The 22,052-nt window shown below is 39.4% G+C and carries 16 protein-coding genes; 2 read left to right on the top strand and 14 right to left on the bottom strand.

Going from position 1 to position 22,052, the window contains the following annotated elements:
• Positions 1–106 precede the first annotated feature (106 nt).
• The 7 genes from QY304_01955 to QY304_01985 all read right to left on the bottom strand — a co-directional run bounded on the left by QY304_01955 (position 107) and on the right by QY304_01985 (position 10,054).
• On the bottom strand, positions 107–1,564 hold the full coding sequence (locus QY304_01955; GenBank protein WKZ26152.1) for a hypothetical protein: 1,458 nt from the start codon (positions 1,562–1,564) through the stop codon (positions 107–109).
• A 23-nt stretch (positions 1,565–1,587) separates the two neighbouring features.
• Positions 1,588–4,761: a hypothetical protein gene (locus QY304_01960; GenBank protein ID WKZ26153.1), complete on the bottom strand. Its 3,174-nt coding sequence runs from the start codon at positions 4,759–4,761 to the stop codon at positions 1,588–1,590.
• On the bottom strand, positions 4,745–6,304 hold the full coding sequence (locus QY304_01965) for a fibronectin type III domain-containing protein (protein WKZ26154.1): 1,560 nt from the start codon (positions 6,302–6,304) through the stop codon (positions 4,745–4,747). Before QY304_01965 ends, QY304_01960 begins: the two co-directional genes overlap by 17 nt.
• 9 nt (positions 6,305–6,313) lie before the next feature.
• Positions 6,314–7,126 carry a hypothetical protein gene (locus QY304_01970; GenBank protein WKZ26155.1) on the bottom strand — a complete coding sequence of 271 codons (813 nt, stop codon included), beginning with the start codon at positions 7,124–7,126 and terminating at the stop codon, positions 6,314–6,316.
• A gap of 146 nt (positions 7,127–7,272) precedes the next feature.
• Positions 7,273–8,331, bottom strand: coding sequence for a hypothetical protein (locus tag QY304_01975; protein ID WKZ26156.1), 1,059 nt, complete (start codon positions 8,329–8,331; stop codon positions 7,273–7,275).
• A 9-nt stretch (positions 8,332–8,340) separates the two neighbouring features.
• On the bottom strand, positions 8,341–9,108 hold the full coding sequence (locus QY304_01980) for a hypothetical protein (GenBank protein ID WKZ26157.1): 768 nt from the start codon (positions 9,106–9,108) through the stop codon (positions 8,341–8,343).
• Between the two features lie 46 nt (positions 9,109–9,154).
• Positions 9,155–10,054, bottom strand: a complete 900-nt coding sequence (locus QY304_01985; GenBank protein WKZ26158.1) for a hypothetical protein — start codon at positions 10,052–10,054, stop codon at positions 9,155–9,157.
• Positions 10,055–10,344: 290 nt separating this feature from the next.
• Between QY304_01985 and QY304_01990 the strand changes: the two genes are divergently transcribed.
• Complete coding sequence (locus QY304_01990) at positions 10,345–10,578, top strand: MerR family DNA-binding transcriptional regulator (GenBank protein WKZ26159.1); 234 nt, start codon at positions 10,345–10,347, stop codon at positions 10,576–10,578.
• Here the strand turns inward: QY304_01990 and gatB are convergent, their stop codons facing one another.
• From gatB to QY304_02025, 7 genes are all read right to left on the bottom strand, one after another.
• A complete protein-coding gene (gene gatB / locus QY304_01995; protein WKZ26160.1) occupies positions 10,579–11,988 on the bottom strand; it encodes an Asp-tRNA(Asn)/Glu-tRNA(Gln) amidotransferase subunit GatB in 1,410 nt (469 codons plus the stop codon).
• Positions 11,989–12,239: 251 nt separating this feature from the next.
• A complete protein-coding gene (locus tag QY304_02000) occupies positions 12,240–13,139 on the bottom strand; it encodes an MYG1 family protein (GenBank protein WKZ26161.1) in 900 nt (299 codons plus the stop codon).
• 44 nt (positions 13,140–13,183) lie between these two features.
• Positions 13,184–13,855, bottom strand: a complete 672-nt coding sequence (locus QY304_02005) for a VTT domain-containing protein (protein WKZ26162.1) — start codon at positions 13,853–13,855, stop codon at positions 13,184–13,186.
• Positions 13,852–14,322, bottom strand: a complete 471-nt coding sequence (locus QY304_02010; GenBank protein ID WKZ26163.1) for an 8-oxo-dGTP diphosphatase — start codon at positions 14,320–14,322, stop codon at positions 13,852–13,854. Before QY304_02010 ends, QY304_02005 begins: the two co-directional genes overlap by 4 nt.
• Before the next feature lie 49 nt (positions 14,323–14,371).
• Entirely contained in the window at positions 14,372–16,855 is a 2,484-nt protein-coding gene (gene secA / locus QY304_02015; protein ID WKZ26817.1) for a preprotein translocase subunit SecA, read from the bottom strand.
• Positions 16,856–17,244: 389 nt separating this feature from the next.
• Entirely contained in the window at positions 17,245–18,267 is a 1,023-nt protein-coding gene (gene murB / locus QY304_02020) for a UDP-N-acetylmuramate dehydrogenase (protein WKZ26164.1), read from the bottom strand.
• Between the two features lie 235 nt (positions 18,268–18,502).
• Positions 18,503–20,680, bottom strand: coding sequence for an O-antigen ligase family protein (locus tag QY304_02025; protein ID WKZ26165.1), 2,178 nt, complete (start codon positions 20,678–20,680; stop codon positions 18,503–18,505).
• An 87-nt stretch (positions 20,681–20,767) separates the two neighbouring features.
• Between QY304_02025 and QY304_02030 the strand changes: the two genes are divergently transcribed.
• Positions 20,768–22,024, top strand: coding sequence for an oligosaccharide flippase family protein (locus QY304_02030; protein WKZ26166.1), 1,257 nt, complete (start codon positions 20,768–20,770; stop codon positions 22,022–22,024).
• Positions 22,025–22,052: the final 28 nt, after the last annotated feature.

Raw genomic sequence — 22,052 nt, forward strand, 5'->3', positions numbered from 1 at the left:
TGTAGGTTTCGGGTTGGGCGGAAGAAATATCTGGCGCAGATAAGAGAAGAAATAATAGTGAAATAAAAAAAAGTGTTTTTTTATCTGTCTTGGATGTTTCAAAAAATTAGAAAAGATTAAAATAAGAAAATTTCAAAGTAAAAGGCAGAAATAGTTTAAAAATAACTCCCCCCTTAAAAGTCGTCCCGCCTTTGATCAAAGTTTTGACCGTGTCACTGCCCTCTCCTGGATCCCCCGGATCAACATACGGTACAGCAATCGTAAAAGACACCCACTGTTCGGAACTGGAAGTAAAAATATCAGGATCTTCTGTCTGAATTTCTCTGTGGCGTGTCGCCACAGATGTATCAACACCTGTATTAAAAGAAGTTGGCGATAAATACAAGAAATCCGTGTAATTAGCCGGCGGAGCAGAAACCCTGTGATCGCCATTAACATTCAAATCTCTTGAAACAGTCGCGATCCAAAGATATTTTCTTGAAGAGAGAGCGTTGTGAGAGGGCGGATTGGTATTGGTGCCGTCTCCGCCGAGCCCCGTCGCAGTCGGCGTCCCTCCTCTGTCAATAGCAAAAGATATATGTGTACTCTCTTCGCTCGCCGAAGTGGTGATGGTCAAATCATCAGCACTTCCACCATCAGCTATTTTGTAAAGTATGGCGCCCTTGACGGTATTGGTACCAGAATTTACTTCTTCATCTAAAAGAATCCAATCATTTGTATCGTAACCAGAGAGTGTCGGATTGTTGCCGTGAACAGAAAATACAACTAAAAGTAATTGTCCAGTTTTAACCCCAGCTGGCAAACGAATCGCATGGCTAGTGGTATCTCCTCCGGAACGACCCCAATTTCTGGCTCTAATGGTTGGAAAACCTTCAGTTGCGTCAATAAGATAGGTAACATGAACTGCGCCGCCGCGACCAGTTCTTTGGGTTGAAGTGTTGCTACCACCACCTGAACCATAATATCTGTGATTTTCCACTCCAGCACCACCAGAACCGCCGCCACCGAAATAATTACCGCCGCCGTTTGGTCCGGACGAGCCGGCGCCTTCCGTTCCGCCTCCACCACCACCGGATTTTCCGGAAGTTCCTTGATTACCGTTTCCACCATCAAAACCAAAGTCCCCTATTCCGGCGCTAGCTTTGCCTCCACCACCACCATTTGTTCCGCCACCAAAACCACCCTGCGCATCAAGATATTTTGTGCCACCTCTCTCTACCGTTGTACTAGCCCCATTGTTCCCGCCAGCAGCACCTCCGGACCCAACCGTTATCGTATATTCTTGTGCAGCTTCAACAACCATAGTGGTTGACATAAAAGCTCCGCCACCACCAGCTCCGGCATTTTGAGAACCACCGCCACCACCAGCCCAACCTTCAAAAGTTACTTCCGTAACTCCGGACGGCACTGTAAAAGTGCCGTTTGAAGTAAATGTTTCCACTCGCAGATGTCTTAAAGTCTCGGCTTCAGTAAAAAGTTTTGAGTAGGAAAAAATCGCAGTCAAAACAAAGACTGTGATTAGAGTAAAAATAATTTTTCTTTTGAAACTTTTTTGAGACTTCATAAGTCTTTTTGAAAAATCGGAATTTATAACTCTTCTTCTAAATCTAGCTCTGTTTCTGGTTCACCCTCAACAATCTCATTTTCCGGGCCCGCCCCAACACTAACTTTCTCTTCGTTTTCTTCACTACCGGTCTCTTCTTTTGATCCAATCTCATCCGCTTTGAAATCACCTTTGTTATCCGAGCCAACTTGATCATCCGGATAATCAACACTACCACCACCACTTTTGAAAATTTGACATTCGCCCGGTGCTGAATTTACAACTCCACTGTTTATAGACAAACAATACGGCTCGCCGGTTATTGTATCGAATAAAGTTATACCTGCCGGATTTTCTCGGTTGCCGACCGTCAACTTTTCGGCAATCAAATTTTTGAAATAGGCAAATCCATCCTGGATTTTAACACCAAGCATTTCAAAGTTGGTAAGAATATAATCAAAACCAAAACCGCCGGCATTTCCACCCTTTACAAAAGCTTCCAGATCAGAAATTCTTTTTTCCAAATTCAAATCACCCTCACCAAAATAAAAGGTGTTGTTATTTATAAAAGTCATAATCTTACCGACTTCCCCATTAGAAGAAGGTGTGAAATCTTCAAGCGCAACACCAACAACTCGGCCGGGTTTTGTGGCTTTCATCCCAATCCCAAGTCTTGATGACGAGGTGATGTAATCTCCGGCTTTTATCGGGCCGTTTTCGTCTGAAACCTTAACCGGCACCCGACCCATAACCCCAACCGGTATGTCATTTGTCTCTTCAATCCGGTAAGCTGTCGGGCTTTTGGATAGCGTACCAATAATACCCGGTTTTGTTGAATAAACGCCCACTAAATTTGCCTGATAAACACCGTAAGATTTTTCAACCTTGCCGGGTTCCAGCTTTGAAGCCACAACAATATCCCCCGGCTCGTATTCGGTCTTTAAACCAACAACAGTAAAAGCTTCGGCGTAGTCGGCCGGATTTGTAAGCGAGCCGTCAATTGCCACGTCGCCGTCGGAATCAACAGTAAATTTACGATTTATGACATCTCCGGTTGTCGTCGCAATTGTAAAAAGATAGGTATTGGCATTTGGCTGATTTGAGACAATTGTAAAATCTGCATCTGGAGTAGAAGTACCAACTCCAACTCGGACTACGTTGCCAGTTGCGCTTGTTTCAAAAACAATGTTACCAGCTGTTGCCGTACCAATATGAGTAGTGCCGTTATCCAAAACTGAAAACAAAGTGGTTGAAGCATTATTAACCAACTCAAAAATTCTATTCGTGCCAGTACCGACCCCCCAGACCGTGAGCTTGCTGTAAGGTGTTGTCGTGCCAATTCCGACATTACCACCAAAATATGATTTGGTTGTACCACCAGTATAAATAGCAAAACGATTATTACCCCGAACAATCTCGTCTATTCTTAATCCATAAACATTTGTCATAGTTCCAGATCCGGTAGTTGAAGGACTTCTAACTCTTATTCCAGAATAATCGGTAATTGCACCGGAACCACCCAAATACCAAATTGATTCTTCTATCTGCAGTCCAATATATTCAGTAATTGAAGCGTTATTGACTGTTAAACTACCTCTTTCACTCCAAACCGAAAGTCCTGTTGCCAAAGATATAGTTCCAAGTGCAGTAGAACCAAAATGTAATCCAACTCGTCCACCGGACAGACCACCAGGACCGGTTGTTAAAGTTAAGGCACCAGAACCGCTGTGCTTAGCAATTGACTGAAAAGCCATATTGGAACCAGAGTTTGAGCTAGAGCCAGTAAAATCTACTGCTGTTAGAAGGCCTCGCCTTTCTCCACTTGTGCCAGTTATTCCTTTAATTGTAACCAAGCGGTCAGTGTCGTTGGTGGGGCTGACGGGAAGATTTGTGGTGGCTCCGCCAAAATGAGAGTAGGTATTCATATTCCTTGAAACCTCAAGACCTCCCTCAGCTGTTAATTTGCCACTGACATAAGTCAGATCGGCAGATTCTGAAAGAATGCCGTCTGTGCTAACAAAAGGAACTCGATTGCTGGTAAAGGGGGTTCTAAAATTTCCGGTAAACCGAAGGTTTGTGAAAGTTGAAGTGGCATTACTAGAAGTGGCTGTAAAATATTCAGCAACCGCTTGTCCGACAACAGAAAGACGAGCGTAAGGGGAGGACGTGCCGATGCCAAAATTTATGCCATCAAAAACAAAACCGTCGGTATCCGTCAAAGCATTACCCGAAGAATTGGTGTGAATAATCCTGTTTGCGGTAAAAGATGATTGTGTGTCTGTTAAACCAAGAAAAGTTGATACCCCACTTCCACCACCAACACACACGCCATTTACCGCAAAACATCCGGTACGAATATCTATGCCGGAGCCAAAAGTTGAAGTCGCGGTAGTAGAAATATTTATCGTGTCAGGGCCAGTGTTGCCTAAAGAAAAAATTGTTCCCGGAGTAGTTGTGCCAATACCAATGTTCCCCAAGAAATATCCAGTTCCATCTTCAAGAAAAGCAGCCAAAGTAGTTGAAGAATTGTTGGTTAACTCAAAAAGCCGGCTTGCACCAGTGCCCGAACCCCAAACTGAAAATCTGGAGTAAGGAGACGAGGTGCCGACTCCAACATTACCATTAGAAAGTAGCGCCAAAACAGAAGCCGAGCTTTGCCCGATAAATTCAGCTATTTTACCGGCGCCACTTTGGGTAATTCTTAAAAATGTTGAAGCGGTGGAGGTTGAGTTTTCGGCATCGGAACGCAAAAATTGTGATGAGTTTAAGCCCGACAATTTGCCAGCTTCAAAAGCTGAGGGCACTGTGCCCAAAATTTTTCTCGGGGACATTTCATCATCGCAACCAGAAAGTCCAGACGTTCCACAAATCTCAACACCAAGGTAAAGAGTTTGGTTGAAGTTGACCGTTGAAAGCGGAGTGGAACTGCCAAGCATGACACTAAACAATCCATCGGTTACAGTTATCCGATCACCAGAATCTATACGGATTTCTTCCCAGATATTTGTAGTGGTAGCGCTAGTCGCAGTAGTATATAAACGAAATTTCATTATATAGTTACCATCAGGTACCGCCAGATTATTAGTGTCTGTCAATTTGCCTTGATAGTTTATCTGCGAATTAAAATCAGCATAAGAGACAAAAGGCAGCAAGAAAAAAAATCCTGAAAAAACCAGAAAAGTATAAATCCGAATTTTTTTTCTAAGCAATATTCTCATAATTTATTTTAAAAATCCTCGGTCGAAATTTCCAAGCAACAAACAAAAGTATAAAAAGTAAAGATAGCCAGAACGTAATAGGTAGCCAAGGAAAATTCGGAAACGCGATTGGTGGAAAAGGAAGAATTGATTTCAAAATTCCGTTTATCTTTCTTAGACCGCGATTTTTATGGTCAAGAACGGCGACATGAAGACCAAAAGTCCCCTCTTCACCAAGTGGCGCAATGCTTGCCTCATAAGCGCTTCTATTTTCGTTCACCCGAAGCAAAAAACTAAAAACCAAAGATGGGTCAACAGGGTGAGTTAGAGTAACAGTAAGAGTCTTTAGAACCTCCGGTACTTTTTCGTAAGGTAGGGAAACTTTCAAAGCTCTATCGCCATTTACAACAACGATATTACCTCTTTCAAGCTTGGCGATTTCGTCTCCTTGAATAAATTTGAAGTCTCCGAGCGTCAATCCCAAAAACATCGAATCAACACTCGAACGTGGCAAATCAATCACTCCGGCAAACGGCTCCGGTGGAATTTCTCCCGGGATCAAAAGCTTACCTCTGACCAAAGCACCAGAAGAATAACGACCGCTTTTGTCTCTAACAAAAACCGAATAAAAATAGTCTGTGCGTTTTTCAACTTTTGAATCAACAAATCTCTCCCCTCGGCCTTCATAAACTAAATTTCCGTCAAAAGGATCTTTAGGGAAAAATTTTGGCGAACGAATAATCCTGATATTCTCAAAATTAACTGAAGGATTTTTCCAAGTCAAAATTATCTTTTCCTCATCCGCAAGAGCTCTTAAGTTAGAAACATTGAAAGGAAATTCGGGAAAAGAAATAGTCTTAAACTGCTGATTGTCCAAAATAATTTTCCGACCGAGCGCATCAACAATCTCTAATCGGAAAAAATACAAGACGCCGGGGTCAAGGTCCAAAACAGTAATTTGATGATTCGTCTTAAAAACAGAAGAGGCCAGAGAGCCAATTTCATAATCCGGAGTTTTACCCCAAAATAATACCGTTTTTGAGGGGATATTAGTTTCCAAATTTATGACTGCTTGATATAAATCCGGCTCTACGGAGAAATTTAAGACTTTCAAAAAAACATATTGACCTGTTTGACCGCGAGCTTGTTCTTCTTCCTCCTCTTCATCCAAAGGAAAAGTGGTGGCTGAAGCAGGATCAGATAACGGGCTGTCAGCCCCGGAGGTGTCAAAGGCCGAAACTTTGTAAGTATACAAAGTGTTTGGAGAAAGACCGGTGTCGCTATAAGAAGTTCCAGAAGTGGTATCAATCTCTACGTCATCCCTGAAAATTTTATAACCATTTACAGGCAGATCACCCTCAACCGCCGCATCCCAAGTCAAATTTATCCCTGAAGTGGAAACAGCAATAGCCGAAAGATTTTGTGGCGCTTCGGGTGGATTTTCTACAGTAATTATCTGACTGACCTTGAACTGACTTTCAGATTGTGCAGAAACAATTAAAGCTAAGAAAGCAAAGCTGGCTATTAAAATCTTTATTTGGAATGTAAGAAAATTTAATTTCATATATTCAATTTAAAGAGTGACGGCGGTTAAGGTTGTGGTCGCTACGTAAGTATCCGGCAAAAGAATCGGGTTGTGATTTGCAGAGACTATTGCCCTGAAACGCAGAGTCGAAGTCGCGCCGGAGATCGGTGTTCTTGATGTCGTACTAATTATCGTCCTTGGTGTGGTGGTCGCCGAAATCCAGCAGTTATCGTCGGTTTCAGTTGAGCCGGTGTTGCAGGCATTCGAACCATTGTTCCTAAATGCGGCCACAATTTCACCGGTTGTTGAGGCATTGATGGTATAAGCAAACGCCGAAGAATTCGCTGGTGCCGAATTAAAATTAAAATCCGGCACCTCCGGAGTAGCGGTGTTTAGATGAAAAATGGTACCAGCATTTTCATTTCCAATCATGCCGTCATCAGAATCGGTTTTTATGGTGACAGAGAAACCAGCGGCATTATCGGTCTTTACAATAAACTGAGCACCACCATTTGAAGTCCCCCCAGTCAATCCGCCCAACGCCGGAGACAAAGTGATATCGTCAACAGAAGTAATTGATATAAACACCCCCTGCATTTGCTGATATCCGGCTTTGAGTCTATAAGACGCGCTTTCAGAAATACCGGTTGCCAATTCACCAATCGTACTTTCTTCAAAATAATTTGCACTTTGAGACCTAAGACCGCCGATATTCAGACTATCACTCTGCACTCTATAGCTATTACTCTCCATCACAAATGCACTAACTTCAATATAAAAAAACACGGCAAGCAACAAGCTAAAGAAAAGTGTTGTTATTGTTGCGTTTTTCTTTTTTTTTTGGTTTCTTTGAAAAGACATATTCCACAGCTTGTCCACAAAATTAAATCTTTTGAAACTTGTCAAGTCTTAAACCATTTGCTAGCTTTAGTACAACAAAAGACCTCGTAGTTAGAGTTTCAATTGGTCTTGGGACCCGCTCGGGTCTTTTGTTTTTTTGTAATATGTTATCTTTGTTCATCCATTGGCTTTTTTCTAAATTCAAATCTCTTGGTTAAAAATCTAATAGTAAGAACCAAAATAAGCACAATGATAAGGAAAACAAGTATTAATTTCCAAGGCAAAACAAAAAATATAAAACTCTCTTCATCAATGATGTCGTTATAACTACGGTTTACAAAAGCGTGAGCATTGTAAACACCGAAAGCCCATCCCGTTTCCCAGACAACCTCTCGCAAACGCAAAGAGTCAGGCATAGAAAACCAAGGATCCATCTCAATTACTTCAACCTCTTTACCAAGAACGTTATTTATCCGAATCTCGCCATAAGGAGCAAGGTGGATACTTCCGGAATTCTCAAACAAGATTTCAAATGGTACCGGAGTCGAACCAAAAATTCTTTTCCCGGCTTTTGTCCTAAAGGTTTGCATTTCCCCCTCCTCATCTACCTCTCCCGGTATTCTTACAAAAAAGAGAGTACCGATTCTTGAAATGATGGCTGCCCCACCTCTGACATCTCCGTCGCCTCGCTCTGACGGCTTTGACACTGTACTGATTACAACACTGCCGTATCGACCCCCAGGTTCTTCATCATAAGGAATTGAAACTGTTATTGGGATTCTTGCCCTCTCTCCGTGTTTCAAAGAAAATTCAAAAGCTGGCACTTTGATGTAATCTTTCAAGGAATAGGGGCCTCTTTCGCTCCCCAATAAAATAACTGTCTGGTCAGAACTCCTTGAACCGGTAAAATCTTCTATTTCTATGAGAAAGATCCTTTCCTCACCCATTCTGTTTGTGACATCCAATTTGAAATTTCTGGTTTCTCCAGGAGTAAGTGAGGCATCAAATTTTCCAGGCCCAACAACAAAATCACCGAGAACACCAACATTTTCTCCTAAACTTTCAATGCTAATTTCTGTATTCCGAACGAAAGTATTGTTTGGCTCTTGAGAAAATACTGTTGAGGCCGGAAAAATCAGCGCAAAACTCCCAAGCAATAAAGCTGAAAAAACAAATAATATTAACGCCGGTAAACTAAGTTTTTTATCTTGAAATTCAGAATTCATATTAATTTATTATTTCATTGTTGCGGTCAGCGTGGTTGTCGCAGTATATGTATCAATCGGCAGAAGCGGATCCGGATTCTCTCTTACTACCACTCGGAAAAAAATAGTTGAGGTCGCGCCGTAAAAATCAGTGTTGGTATTACTGTCCAATATCGTAAATGGGATTGACGAAGTGGCGGAAATCCAACACTTTAAAGCCGCTTGATTAGAACCTGTGTTGCAAGCCGAACCATTATCCTTGAATTTTGTCGCGAGATAATCGGTAGAAGAAGCGTTTACGGTGTAGGCAAATCTAGCCGTGTTAACAGCAACCGTCGTATCATCAAAGTCAAAATCCGGAACACCAGGTGTCGTCTCTACAAGATGTGGAATGACTCCAGCGGTCGATTCTCCCTCCATCCCGTTTGTGGAAGAGGCGGTTAGAGTTACGGTCCAACCAGCAGTATTATTGGTCATAACCACAAATTGCGTCCCACCATTTGAAGTTCCACCGGTCAAACCTCCAAGAGAGGGGCTCAAAGTCACATCCGACGGCGCGACCTTAAATGTTATTTCAGCAGTTATGCTCTGGCTTATTTCAAACTGTCCGGAACCTCTTGTTATGTTTGGTTCAACATAAGCAAAACCAATTGGCACCAACAAAGCAGAGACCATCGTAATCGCTAAGCTTTCTTTGAATAATTTTTTGAAACTAGTCATCTTAAATTTTGAATTAATAAAGCTAATAATAAGTTGTTTGTTTCTAATAAATTCGACTTTTTTGTTTTTATCTTTCATCTTTAAAATTAATTAAACTTCTAATTTGAAAACAAATTTTAACACACTATTTTTTGGGAACCATCACATAAAAATATTCCTCTTCGGTCGGTTCGGCAAAAACTGGTTTTATTACTCCGGCTACCCCACTCTCATCCGGCACAAATTCAATCTCGTCAGAAAAAGAATCTCTCAAATAATTTTTTACCTTGGAAAAGGCGTCAGAGTTTTCATTACTGTGAATTGGGATAGTCACAACTCCTCTCTCATCTAATGTCAAAGAGGAAAAATTATTTTCTGCGACAGCATTATCTTTTTTTGCGATTTTATTTTTAGAACTCAAGAAAGAAAAGGATTTAGAAAATTTTTCAAAACCACTCTTCATAACAAATTTAAAATTATCCGAACCTCTTTTGACTGCATCTTTTATGGACGAGCTTGAAAATTCGGGATTCACAATTTTTATTAGATCAGTCGTCATGGATTGAAAACTATCAGCAACAATCGGCTCTCCTTTTTTCAAGACATTAGCAACATCAAAAACCAAGACAGAGACCGAAACAACAACAAAAACTGCAATAAAAAAATTGGAGACTGTTCTTTGTAAAGAAAAGTTTCTAGCTAGTCGATCAGCTATTAAAGACTCACTTCTTAAAGATTGAAAAACTATCTTTTGATTATCGTCAAAAAATCCTTCCGATTTCAGACTAGTTGTCTTGAGTTCTTTATTAGATACTTCACGGATAAGCGGGGACGATTTCTTCCTACCTGATTTCAGGTGGTTAATAAGAGAGCTTTCTTCAACAAACCAAGTCCTGCTAACCAACCGACAATCCAGTTTACCTGCTCGACAAAGCTGTCCGAGATAATCAGAATTATAGCCACTTTTTTTTGAAACTCGGCTAGCCGAGATATATTTCTTGCCTTCTAAATTTAACTCTTTTTCCACCACTAAATTATAATGCAAAAAAGTCTTATCATTAAACTAAAAAAGAGATATCTGTGGATAAATCACCGAAGAAATATTTCTATTGGGTGTAGTAACAAAACAAACCAGATCTTTTAGAAAACACTGTAATTATCTTAAAAAATCACAGAACACCCTGAAGGTGTGATGTTACCCGACAGTAATCACCTGATCGATTGTCCTAGTCAATTAGTCAAACAATTTAATATTTAGATTAAACATTAATAAACAATACTTATTGTGGATATTTTGATTGACAATCTTATTAAGGTTTTATAACCTATAATCAAATGGAGAGAAAGTTTATAACTATAAAACAAGCATCTGATATTCTTGGAGTCTCAACCCTAACCCTTAGAAATTGGGACAAGAGTGGTAAGTTTAAAGCTCTAAGGCATCCAATAAACAACTATCGGGTTTACGAATTGTCAGAAATAGAGAGATTAATTTCCGAGATGAAAAACGCCAACAACCAGAGATTCGGTAAACGGACGAAAAAACTTGAAATAAAACACCTGGATTAATTAAACCAAGAGATCTAAGAATAAATCCTTCAAGACCTGCGGATTTCCAGCACCTCTAGTTTCTTTCATCCCTTGCCCTACCAAGTATTGTAAAACTGATTCTTTTCCACTCCTGTATTCCTCAACAACCTTTGGATTCTCTTCTATTATTTTTCGAACAATTTCTTTTAATTCTCCCTCGTCACTTTTCTGTAAAAGATTATTTTCTTCCGCGATCTTTTCTACATCGCCACCCTCGCCTACGAGAATTGCAAGAATATCTTTTGCACCACGCGAAGATATTTTATTTTCCTTGACCATCATCATTAATTTGATGAACTCAAGATGATCTATGTCTAAATCTACTCCCCGCTTCGCAAGCCCCACCATATCTGAAGTTATGTAGTTCACAGACAACTTTACGATTTCAACGTCACCAGAAAACTTTAAGATTTTTTGAAACAGACCATCAAAAAATTTATTGCGCGACTGGAGGAAAAAATTTATGTCTTCAGTTTTTAATCCCAAATCTTCATACCTGCCCCTTTTCTCCCAAGGCAATTCTGGAATTTCTTTAAGTAACAGTCCCCTATCAAATTCTGGAATTTGGCTTATGTAGAGCTTAGGTAAATCTGGATCTGGAAAATATCGATAGTCGTGGGAAGACTCTTTCGCTCTTTGAACAAAGGTCTCTTCCTTTTTCTCGTCCCACCCTCTAGTTTCTTGTTGTACCCGACCCCCGCCTTCAAGCAGTTCAATTTGCCTTTTTATTTCATATTTAATTGCCTGCTCCACACTCTTGAAAGAGTTTAAATTCTTTACCTCAACCTTAACCCCAAGTTCTTTGCCAACACCAACAGAAATATTTGCTTCAATTCGCATTTCACCTTTTTCCATATTGGAATCAGAGGCTCCGAGATACTGCAACAAAAGCTGTAATTCTTTAGCAAAAGCAGAAGCGTCTTCTGCCGAATGTATGACCGGTTCGGTAACAAGTTCCAAAAGAGGAAGCCCTGCTCGATTGAAGTCAACAAGACTGTATTCGCCACGCTCATGTAAGGATGTCGCCGTGTCTTCTTCAAGATGAATTCTTGTGAGACTTATCTTGTTTATTTCCCCACCAGAAACCAGTGGATACTTATACTGACTTATTTGATAACCCTTTGGAATGTCTGGGTAAAAATAATTTTTTCGGTCAAACTCAGTAAAATCCGCAAGGTTTCCACCAACAGCAAGACCGACCTTCAAAACATGTTTGACGGCTTCTTTATTTATTGTCGGCAGAGTCCCCGGTTGTCCGGTGCAGATCGGACAAATATTTTTATTCGGCTCGGATTCATCCGGATTATTTTTGGAGTTGCAGAACATTTTAGTTTCCGTCTTCAACTCCGCATGGATTTCCAAACCAATTGTTGGAATATAATTATTCATTATTTAGAACATCGCTACTGCGATATTCTAGCAAAGAGATGGAGTGCAACCAAACCTTCATTCTCACAAAAGTACCGAAACAAAAAAGAGTGGGGGCTTAGGAACCGAGAATTTCAGCATGTTAGTTTATTTTTTTAAAATAAAAGCTGTATTTTTTTAATTTTGAAAAATTAGAGCCAACTCAAGAAAAACTTAAGGGAACCGTGAATTTAGTATGGGAGTTTTGAAATAAATATTAAGGTTTATTAATCTTATTTTTTGCTCTTTAACGCCTTTTTGGCAAGCTCGACAGCAGACTCTTTTGATTCAGCGACTACCAAAAAGAGCTTCTTATGGCAAAAGGAAGCCCCTTTCACACCACTAGCGACTTCCAAATCCTCGCCTTTCAGGCCACCCCAAGACTGTGGAAAAGTCACCCTGCTTTCAAAGCCAAAACGATTTTTCTTGACTGTTGAGATGTTCCACCTTCCGTCACTACTAGGAAATATTACAAATTTTGGTTTTTTGAAATCAAACAAAAAATCCTTCCAAGGATAGTATTTATCAAAAATAATAATTTCTTTATTCTTGCTATTTTTATATGTCCTTAAAACTATTTTTTTAGCAATTAATACAGATTTGGTTTTTTTAATCTCTCTTAATAGTATTTTTTCAGCGACCCTAACAGCTTCGGCAAAAAGCCGATTTTGATCTTCGTCTTCGTTCCAGACCGAATTGAAAGACAAAATAAAGTTCGCTACTCTGTATGGACTAAAATCAAAAACCGGTTTGAGGATTTCAATACCATTATCTTCGGCGTCAATTGATTGAACTAGATTTTTGTCAATTTCTTTGGCAACAGAAGCATTGCCGCAAATTTTCGGACCATATTTTTTCCAAACCAATCCGAAAGAAGCAAATGGTATACCATTTGATCTCTGGCCAGCACCAGTTGCTTGATGGTGGTCGAAGTTCCTCCGGCCGTCATATTTCATACCCACGTCAACCAAGATGTCCCCTTCTTTCATCAAATCTTCATCTCTAGTTCTAACAATTCTTATTTGACCTTTGAAGAAAATCTTCAAAACAGCCACAGCGAAAACATCGTCAGCGTGAAAAGAACCGTTGTGAGTAATTACTATTTTTTTTTTGTTTTTTGATTCTCTCGCCATTTTAAAAACCGGAAACGTCCATAAGAACAAAATAAATCTACTCCTTATTGGGGCTTTTCCTCCCCTGCGCCGTTCTTATTCCTTGAGACTCTTCGGAAAACAAAGACAGCAATTACAAACACAACAACAAACAGACCGAATATTTCTATCCCACTTATCAAAGATGCATATTTATGATAGAAAGCATTAGCTTGCCAGCCCAATGGAGCTAACACCAACACCTTAACAAAAGTACCAAGAAAAGTAAAAAACAAGTAAGAATAAATGTTAAACCTAATTAAGCCGCAGGTAAGAGATATTGAGAATGTCGGCACAATCGGAAAAACACGGAGACCAAAAAGAACGGATTCATCCCAAAAACTATTCTCAAATTTTTTCTCAAGCTTTTCAACGTTCTTCCAAGATAAATTAAAAAAACCGCCCCATTTATCCAAAATTGGCTTACCTAAAAAAAACCCAAGATAATAAATAAAAAGTGAGCCGATCGTAACCCCCAAAGCCGCCGGAACTGCTAAAGTAAAAATAAGTTTTTGAAAAAAAATTACTGAAATATTTTCTGGTAGAAAAAGAAAACCGGAAGAAAAAACTACAACCGGAGTTGAGATCGGCGGAATAATCTGGGCAAAAAAGGTTGCCATAAAAACCCCAAGACCACCGAGCGGTAAAAAAATATTTTGAACTAAATTTATGGCAGACTCTAAAAATCCCGATATCATTTTAATATTTCCATACTCTTGTCTATTATGTTTTCTTCATCAGCAAAGATAAACTTACCCCTGAATTTCCGACCGGCAAAAAACAAAGGCAACCAATAAACGTCGTCCGGCCACATTTGTCGAAACGGTATTTCGTCTAGAAAAAACCACTTCGGCTTCATCTCTTCAGTCTCCCTCTCTTCTCCGGAAAATTCAAATACCTTAAAAACACTAACCTTCGATTTCTCCCCAGTATTTTTGAATTCAAAAAACAACTCTCCAACCTCTTCTATCTTTAAAGGTTCAATTCCAACCTCTTCTAAAAGCTCCCTTTTAACTGATTCTTCAATTGATTCTCCATCTTCCACCTTACCGCCAAAACCATTCCAACGACCAGCTCCAAATCCTCTTTTCTTATAACCCAAAAGAACCCGCGGATGCTGATAAACTACAGCGAGAGTCAGAATCTTTTCTCCTGGTTTTGACATCAAAATATTTTACCACCCTTTTCAAAATTTAAGTGGAGTAATTATAAATTTAACTGCCGTGACACTTTTTATATTTTTTACCACTCCCACACGGACAGGGGTCATTCCTACCAACTTTTTCGTCTGTCGATTTTTTTCCGGTTTTTTTTGAACTTGAGTCAACAGAAGAAGATTCCGGCCCAGACAATATTAATTTACTAGGAGATGGTTTCGGAGAAGTGGTCGTCTGCGTGTTAACTGATGAAATCGCGGAAAAAACTTGTTCTTTCAAAGTTCTTTCCATTTCTTTAAACATCCTCAGACCTTCTTTTTTATACTCAACTAAAGGATCTCTTTGCCCATAAGCGCGCAGATTAACACTCGACCGTAAATAATCCATTGCCTCCAAATGATCAACCCAAAGAAAATCAATACCTTGCAAGACTAGAGATCGAACCGATAGGAAAAAAGCTTCTTCGCCGAGTTCCTGCTTTTTCTTAGCTGAAACATCACCAACTTCCGGGGCAACTTCCGCAACACTACCTAGAAATTCATCTATAAATTGCCTGTCTCCGGAGAGAATTTTTCGGCGTCTGTCATAGACGATTTTTCTCTGAAAATTTAAAACGTCGTCATATTCCAAGACATGTTTTCTGGCATCAAAATTAAATCCTTCTATTTTGGTTTGAGCCGTCTCAAGAGATCTTGTTATAAGGCGATTTTCAATCGGCTCATCTTCAGCAATTCCCATTCTACCCATCAGTTTCTTGACTGTATCTTTGGCAAAGACCCTCATCAATGAATCCTCAAGAGAAACAAAAAACTGTGTTTCTCCAGGATCTCCTTGTCTTCCGGAACGTCCTCGAAGTTGATTATCAATTCTTCTGGCTTCGTGACGTTCAGTGCCAAGCACAAAAAGCCCACCAAGATTTTTGATTTCCTCGGAATTTTCTGGGGTTCCCGGGTTACCGCCTAATTTAATATCGACCCCACGACCAGCCATGTTGGTCGCAATCGTTACTCCACCACGCCGACCGGCCTGGGCGATAATTTCACCTTCGCGCTCATGATTCTTAGCGTTTAGAATCTCGTGTGGCACACCGGACGTCCTCAAATATTCGGAAATCATTTCATTTTTCTCTATAGAAATGGTACCGATCAAAACCGGCTGACCTTTCTGATGAAGTTCTTTAACTTTTCTAGCAATAGCTTGAAGCTTTCCTTTCTCTGTCTGGAAAATTAAATCGTTTCGGTCAATCCTTTTCGATGGTCTGTTGGTCGGAATAGCAATCGTATTCAAACCATAAACTCTGAAAAACTCTTCCTGCGAGGTTAAGGCAGTTCCAGTCATTCCGGAAAGTTTTTTGTACATTCTGAAATAATTTTGGAAAGTAATTGAGGCGAAAGTTCTTGATTCTTGTTGGATCCGCACACCTTCTTTAGCTTCTATGGCCTGATGAAGTCCGCCAGACCAACGTCTCCCGGGTTGAAGTCGACCGGTGAAGTGATCAACAATTATTATTTCTCCCTCTTTCACAACATAATCCACGTCCCTCTCAAAGAGAGCTTTAGCTTTTACAGCGTTTTCCAGATGATGCACGAGTTTTATACCTTCGTCGGTATAGATATTCTTAACACCTAAAAGTTTTTCGGCTTTATCTATCCCTTTGTCGGTCAAAGTGATAGCTTTAAGTTTTTCATCAACTTCAAAATCTTCATCGCGCTTCATCTGCCTTACCAATCCGGAAAAAGTTCGATACAAATTTTCGGCCTCTCCAGATGGAGCGGAGATTATAAGCGGGGTTCTGGCTTCGTCTATGAGGATTGAGTCGACCTCATCGACAATTGCATAATTGAAGTCCCTTTGTCTAACATTTTGCAAATCATACTCCAAATTGTCCCGTAGATAATCAAAACCAAATTCGTTGTTAGTGCCGTAAGTAATGTCTGCCAAATAGGCGTCCTTTCGACCGCAGGGCTTTAAAAATTCATGAACAACTTTAAAACCTCCGACTTCATCTCTTTTTTCATCAAGTTTTTTTTCATCATCTTTATGCGCCGGATCATAGAGATAACTTGCATCATGATTAATACAACCGACACTCATGCCTAAAAAATCATAAATCTGACCCATCCAAACTGCGTCTCTTCTGGCAAGATAATCATTCACAGTCACCACATGAACACCCCTACCACTAATAGCGTTTAAATAAGCCGGCAGTGTTGCAACAAGAGTTTTACCTTCACCAGTTTTCATCTCAGCAATATCCCCCTGATGTAAAACAACCCCGCCAATCAACTGAACGTCAAAATGTCTTTGATTCGAAACTCTTTTAGCGGATTCTCGAACAGCGGCAAAAGCTTCGGGCAACAAATCATCCAAAGTCTCTCCTTGACTAAGGCGATTCTTAAATTCCGCGGTTTTTAATTTCAGCGCGTCGTCTGAAAGTGAGGAAAAATGGCTCTCTAAAGAGTTTATTTTTTCGATCTTCGGCAGAATTTTCTTTATAATTTTTCCGCTCTCGTCACCCAAAATCTTCTTTAAAAACGGCATAATTGAGAATTCTAGCATAATTCCGTCTTCTAATATAGACAATACAAAAACTCCCACGCTTCTGGCGTGGGAGTTTTTGAAAAGCTCGCCAAACTATCTTCTTCTGCGAGTTGATCTTTTGGCTGGTCTCTTAGCTGTTCTTCTCTTGCTGGTTGTTCTCTTAGCAGTAGTTCTTCTTTTTGTTGTTCTTCTTTTTTTTGTTGCCATTTGATTATTGTTGGAAAGATTATTCCAACAACAATTACTTTTAAAAGATGTCTTGTTGATCTGGAAAAACAATTCAACAAGCTCCGACCTCTTTTAATTATCGTTCAAACAAAAATAAAAACAACAATTTAAATTTCAAAATTGGGGATAACTTACAAAAATAATTTCCAAACTTGCAAAAATTAAAAATCAAATTCACCAACTAAAATAATTTCTCTCTCCAAAGTAATTCCGGTTTTTTCTTTCACATCTTTAATTATCTTGTCAGTTGTATTTTTGATTTCAGAAGACAAAGCTTCACCAAGATTAACTACAACTAGCGGTTGGTCTTTAAAAAATTCGACCTGCCCAAAAATTTTTCCTCGAAGGTTGAAAACTTTATCCAAAATCCAAGCCGCCGGAATCTTAAACTCTCCGCTTTGGTTTTCAAAGTAAGGTAAATCCGGATAATTCTTTAGTATCGATTCCAATTTTTCTCTACTAACAATCGGATTTTTAAAAAAAGACCCGGCAGTGCCAAACTTGTTAAGATCTGGAAACTTCCGACCTCTGATATAAAGGACTGCTTCTCTTACCTCTTTCAAGCTTGGCGAACGATCCAAAAAATATTCTTTCAAGTCTTTATAAGACAAATTGGGTGCACCTTTTTTCTTTAAAGAAAAACAAACGCGGGTGATAATCAAACTCCCTACACCCAACTCTTTAAAAATACTTCCTCGATAAGAAAAACGGCAATCCCCCTTGGAAAGTTTTTTGATTTTATTGTCTGCCCTATCAAAAACTTCAACCCAAGAAAGATGGTTTTTGATTTCGGATCCGTAAGCGCCGATGTTTTGGACTGGCGCCGCTCCAACCGTGCCGGGAATTCCGGACAAATTTTCCAAACCATAAAGACCCCTTGAGACTGATTGTTCAACAAGTTTGTCCCAAGACTCACCAGCTGAAGCCACAACATCAATCTCCTCGTCACGTCCTAACCATTCAATTCCCTTGAGACTGATTTTTATAACAAGACCCGGAAAACCGTTGTCCGAGACTAGAATGTTTGAACCGCCACCTAAAACAAGAACCGGCAATCCTTTCTCTTTGGCAAATTGAAGTACGTCTGGCAATTCATCTACCAAATTTATCTCTGCGAAATATCTTGCTTCGCCACCTGTTTTAAAAGTATTGAAAGATTTAAGAGATACGTTTTCCTTTATCATAAAACAACGCCAAGTCATGACCGGCCGCTGCGAGCTCCAAAACAAATGTCTTATATGAGTGCTAACGGCCGGCCATGACTTGGCACAGTCATTATAGTATAACAAAACAAGCATAAACGAACAAAAGGGTACGAAAAACCCGCCGTGAAGCGGGGTTTTCGCAGACATTCGTTTATTTTGGAGTGCGCTACGCACTCACACTTCTCTAGTATATCAGAAAACAAAAAAAATGCAACTAATTTGCCAAGAGCCCGGCTCCCCTGCCGGCTCGAATCTCGGAAATGGCATAATCAGCAGTTTCCTTAAAATTCGGGTCAATCTCAACTATTTTCTCCAATTCTTCTATGGCTTTCGGCCAATTTCTCAAAGACAGATAAGAAGCGACAAGGGCTTGGCGCGATTCTAAATTTTCCGGCTCAAACTCAACTCTCTTCTGCCAAATTTCTAAAACTTTTGAATACTGTTTTATTTCCGCTAAAGTATTCAGGAGTCGATCGTCAAAATATTTGACGGAGTCAGGTAATATCTCCCATTCAGAATTAGCTTCCGATAATCTGTCGTTTGCAAGAAGAGCCATCAAGTAAAATGTTCTGGATTCTGGATTTTCCGGCCATAAGTTTTTTGCGGATTCCAACACTTCCATCGCTTCCTCGAACCGACTGGCAGAAAACAGGGTTGAGGCAATTTCAAAATAAATACTTTGTTTTTTTGGTGAGAGTTTAGAAGCTCGCTCCAGCATCTCAAGAGACCTGTCATATTGCTCCACCTGCCTGAAAAAAACTCCGGAAGATATCAAAACTCTTGCATCAAGCGGAAACCTTTCTGTCTGAACAGATATTCTATCTTGAGCTAAGTTGAAAAAATCAAGCTTCAACTCTTCAGGGTTGTCGCTAGCAATCACCATAGACGCCTTGTTTAAAAAATGAATTAGCCCCTCTTGATTGCCAAAAGTATTGTAACTAAAAAATTTCTTGAAATGCTCTAAGCTGTCTTGATTTGCTGTTTGAGGATGTATGGCATCAATAATCGTTTTTGCCGCTAGTATTGGCTTGTAATGAAGAAAATAACCTGAAATAAAAAACACGGCGACAAGAGCAGACAAAATTATCGTCTTGGCGTGAGCAAAAGACAGACCGGCAAACGGTAGTTTTATTGATTCCCCCGGCGTGCTCTTATAGCAGATAAAAGCCAGAATTGAGAACAAAAGAATATAACTCGTCAAATTATCAAAATCAAATATCCCCTGAAACAAATACGCGGCTAGAAATCCGGACAAAACACTTTTTTCTAAAATAGAAAAATTGGGTGTTTTCCAAAGATAAAAAATAGAAGAAAAAATAATCAATAAGAAAAATAGAAGCGCCAAAATCCCACCGGCAACAAGCCAGTCAAGATAAACATTATGAACGCGATCAAACCATGGCTCATGACCATACATTGCCGGATTGTAGTTTTCACTAAAGATGTGGATAAAATTTTCCTGACCATAACCAAGAATCGGCCTTTCTTTAAAGCCCTCAATCGCCATCGGCCAGACAAAATAGCGTCCCTGTTCTTTTATCCCCTCAAGAGAAATAGTGGAAAACCTGGATAGAACTGGGCTCTCTTTTACAAAAGACGAGTCTTTGAAAAACCAAAACGCTCCAAGAAAAACCAATAAAAGAAGCAATAAAACTAGAGATTTTTTCCTAAGACTTTTATGCTCTTTTCCAAATACAAGTAAGAGAAAAAATGTGACTGCTAGGCCGAAAATCAAAGCTAGAGTTACACCTCTTGTCGCGGTGTTGTATAGAATAAAGACCTGCGTCGCAATCAAAAACAAATAGAGATATCGATAGTTGTCGCGCCTCTGAAAGAAATAAAAAATCCCGATAAAGATATGGAACATTAAATAAACTGCCAAATAGATAGCGTTGCCAAGTGTTCCGTCCAACCTAACCCCACCTTGCCTTATATCAACCGACCCCACAAGCTGAAGAAAGCTATAGAAACATATGATTGCACTTGTCACTAAAGAAACGTGGAAAAATATCTTCCAGTCTTTTTCTTTCAGAACCGAGATCATAACTACAAACAACCCAACCAAGTAAAATAGGGTGATCAATCCTTCCATTCTTTCAAAAGTTGACCAAAAGCTTCTATACGGGTCAATCCCGAAAACAGCTGAAAAGACAAGAACTACCAAAAAAGAAACGGTTGAATACAAAATCCATGATTTTTTTGGTAAATATTCTTTATTTAAAAATACAAGACCAATCCATGACAAGAAAACAATACTAACAATTATCCTGAAAGCAAACGCCTTACCGGTTATAAAAGGAAAAAACAAGGAATAGCTTATAATAAGAGGGATGAAAGGAATCAACATTAATCCCGTCACAACAAGAGTCTTTAAAATTTTCTCCGAGTTCATGAGCCCAATATATCATGAAAAATTAAGTGCGGATAGTATGTCATAATACAAACGTAACCCGTTAAAAATCCTCGCGGGATAAAGCATATGAAAGAAAAAATCTACAACATTCTTCGGTGGAGTGAAAAATATACCAAAACCGACATGGTTTATTTAACCAAGGGTGGCTCTTGGCTTGCTCTTGAGTACTCCTTTCAGGTAGTCAGCAGTCTTTTCTTGGCGGTTGCCTTCGCTAATCTTTTACCCAAAGAGGCCTTCGGTACTTATCAGTTCATCATTGCTATGGCATCTATCGTCAGTGTCTTTACATTAACCGGTATGAGTAGCGCCATTATGCGCTCAGTCGCTCGCGGCACTGACGGTGCCTTACGCTACGGTCTTCAGCTTAAACTTACCTGGAGTATTGGTATTGTTTTAGCATCAGGTGGTCTTTCACTCTATTACTTTTTTAACGACAACCAAACGCTGGCAATAGCTTTTTTGATCGTCGGCGCCTTTCAGCCTCTAATCTCCAGCTTCAAACTATATGGACCCTTCTTAGTCGGTAAAAAAAATTTCCGGGAAAATTCCACGCTGAATATTCTGCAGAAATTATTGCCATTTATTCTTCTGCTTTTGGCTCTATTTCTCACGAAAAATCCGCTTATCATTGTTGCTGTCTATTTTATTGCCAATGCTACCTCAGTGATTTTTTTGTATCGGTACACTGTTCGGAAATACAAACTGACAATTACACCCGATCCGGAACTCAAAAGCTACAGCAAACACTTAAGTTTTATGGAATCATTTTTAAAAATTGCCGGACAGTTGGATAAAATTCTTATGTGGCATTTCCTCGGAGCCGCTTCGGTCGCAATTTATACAATTGCACAGATGCCTGTATCACACATAAAAGGTTTATTTAATTTAGGTCACTCACTTACCTTTCCAAAATTTGCTAAAAAAAATTTAACAGAGTTAAAGATAATATTACCTAAAAAAATAACTAAATATTTTTTTATTTCAATTATCACCGCTACTGTTTATATAGTGTTTGCTCCATTTCTTTTCTCAGTTTTCTTTCCAATATATTCCGAGTCAGTCTTTTATTCACAATTGCTAGCCCTTGCCATTCTTGTTGTACCAAAAACATTCATAAATCAATCTTTCATTTCCCACCAGATGAAAAAAGAGTTATATATATCAAACATTAGCACCTCAATAATTAGAATAATTTTAATTGCAATTTTACTACCAATCTATGGTATAACAGGAGCAATTATTGCCTTAATTATCGCAGAATTTTATGAAACAGCTTTATTATGGTTTCTTTTCCGTCGTTTACGATATCCTAGGGAAATTTGACTAACATCTAATCTATAAAAAAGATCTC

It is taken from the genome of Candidatus Paceibacterota bacterium, assembly GCA_030583745.1.
Lineage (GTDB): Bacteria > Patescibacteriota > Minisyncoccia > Phycocordibacterales > BOKC01 > BOKC01.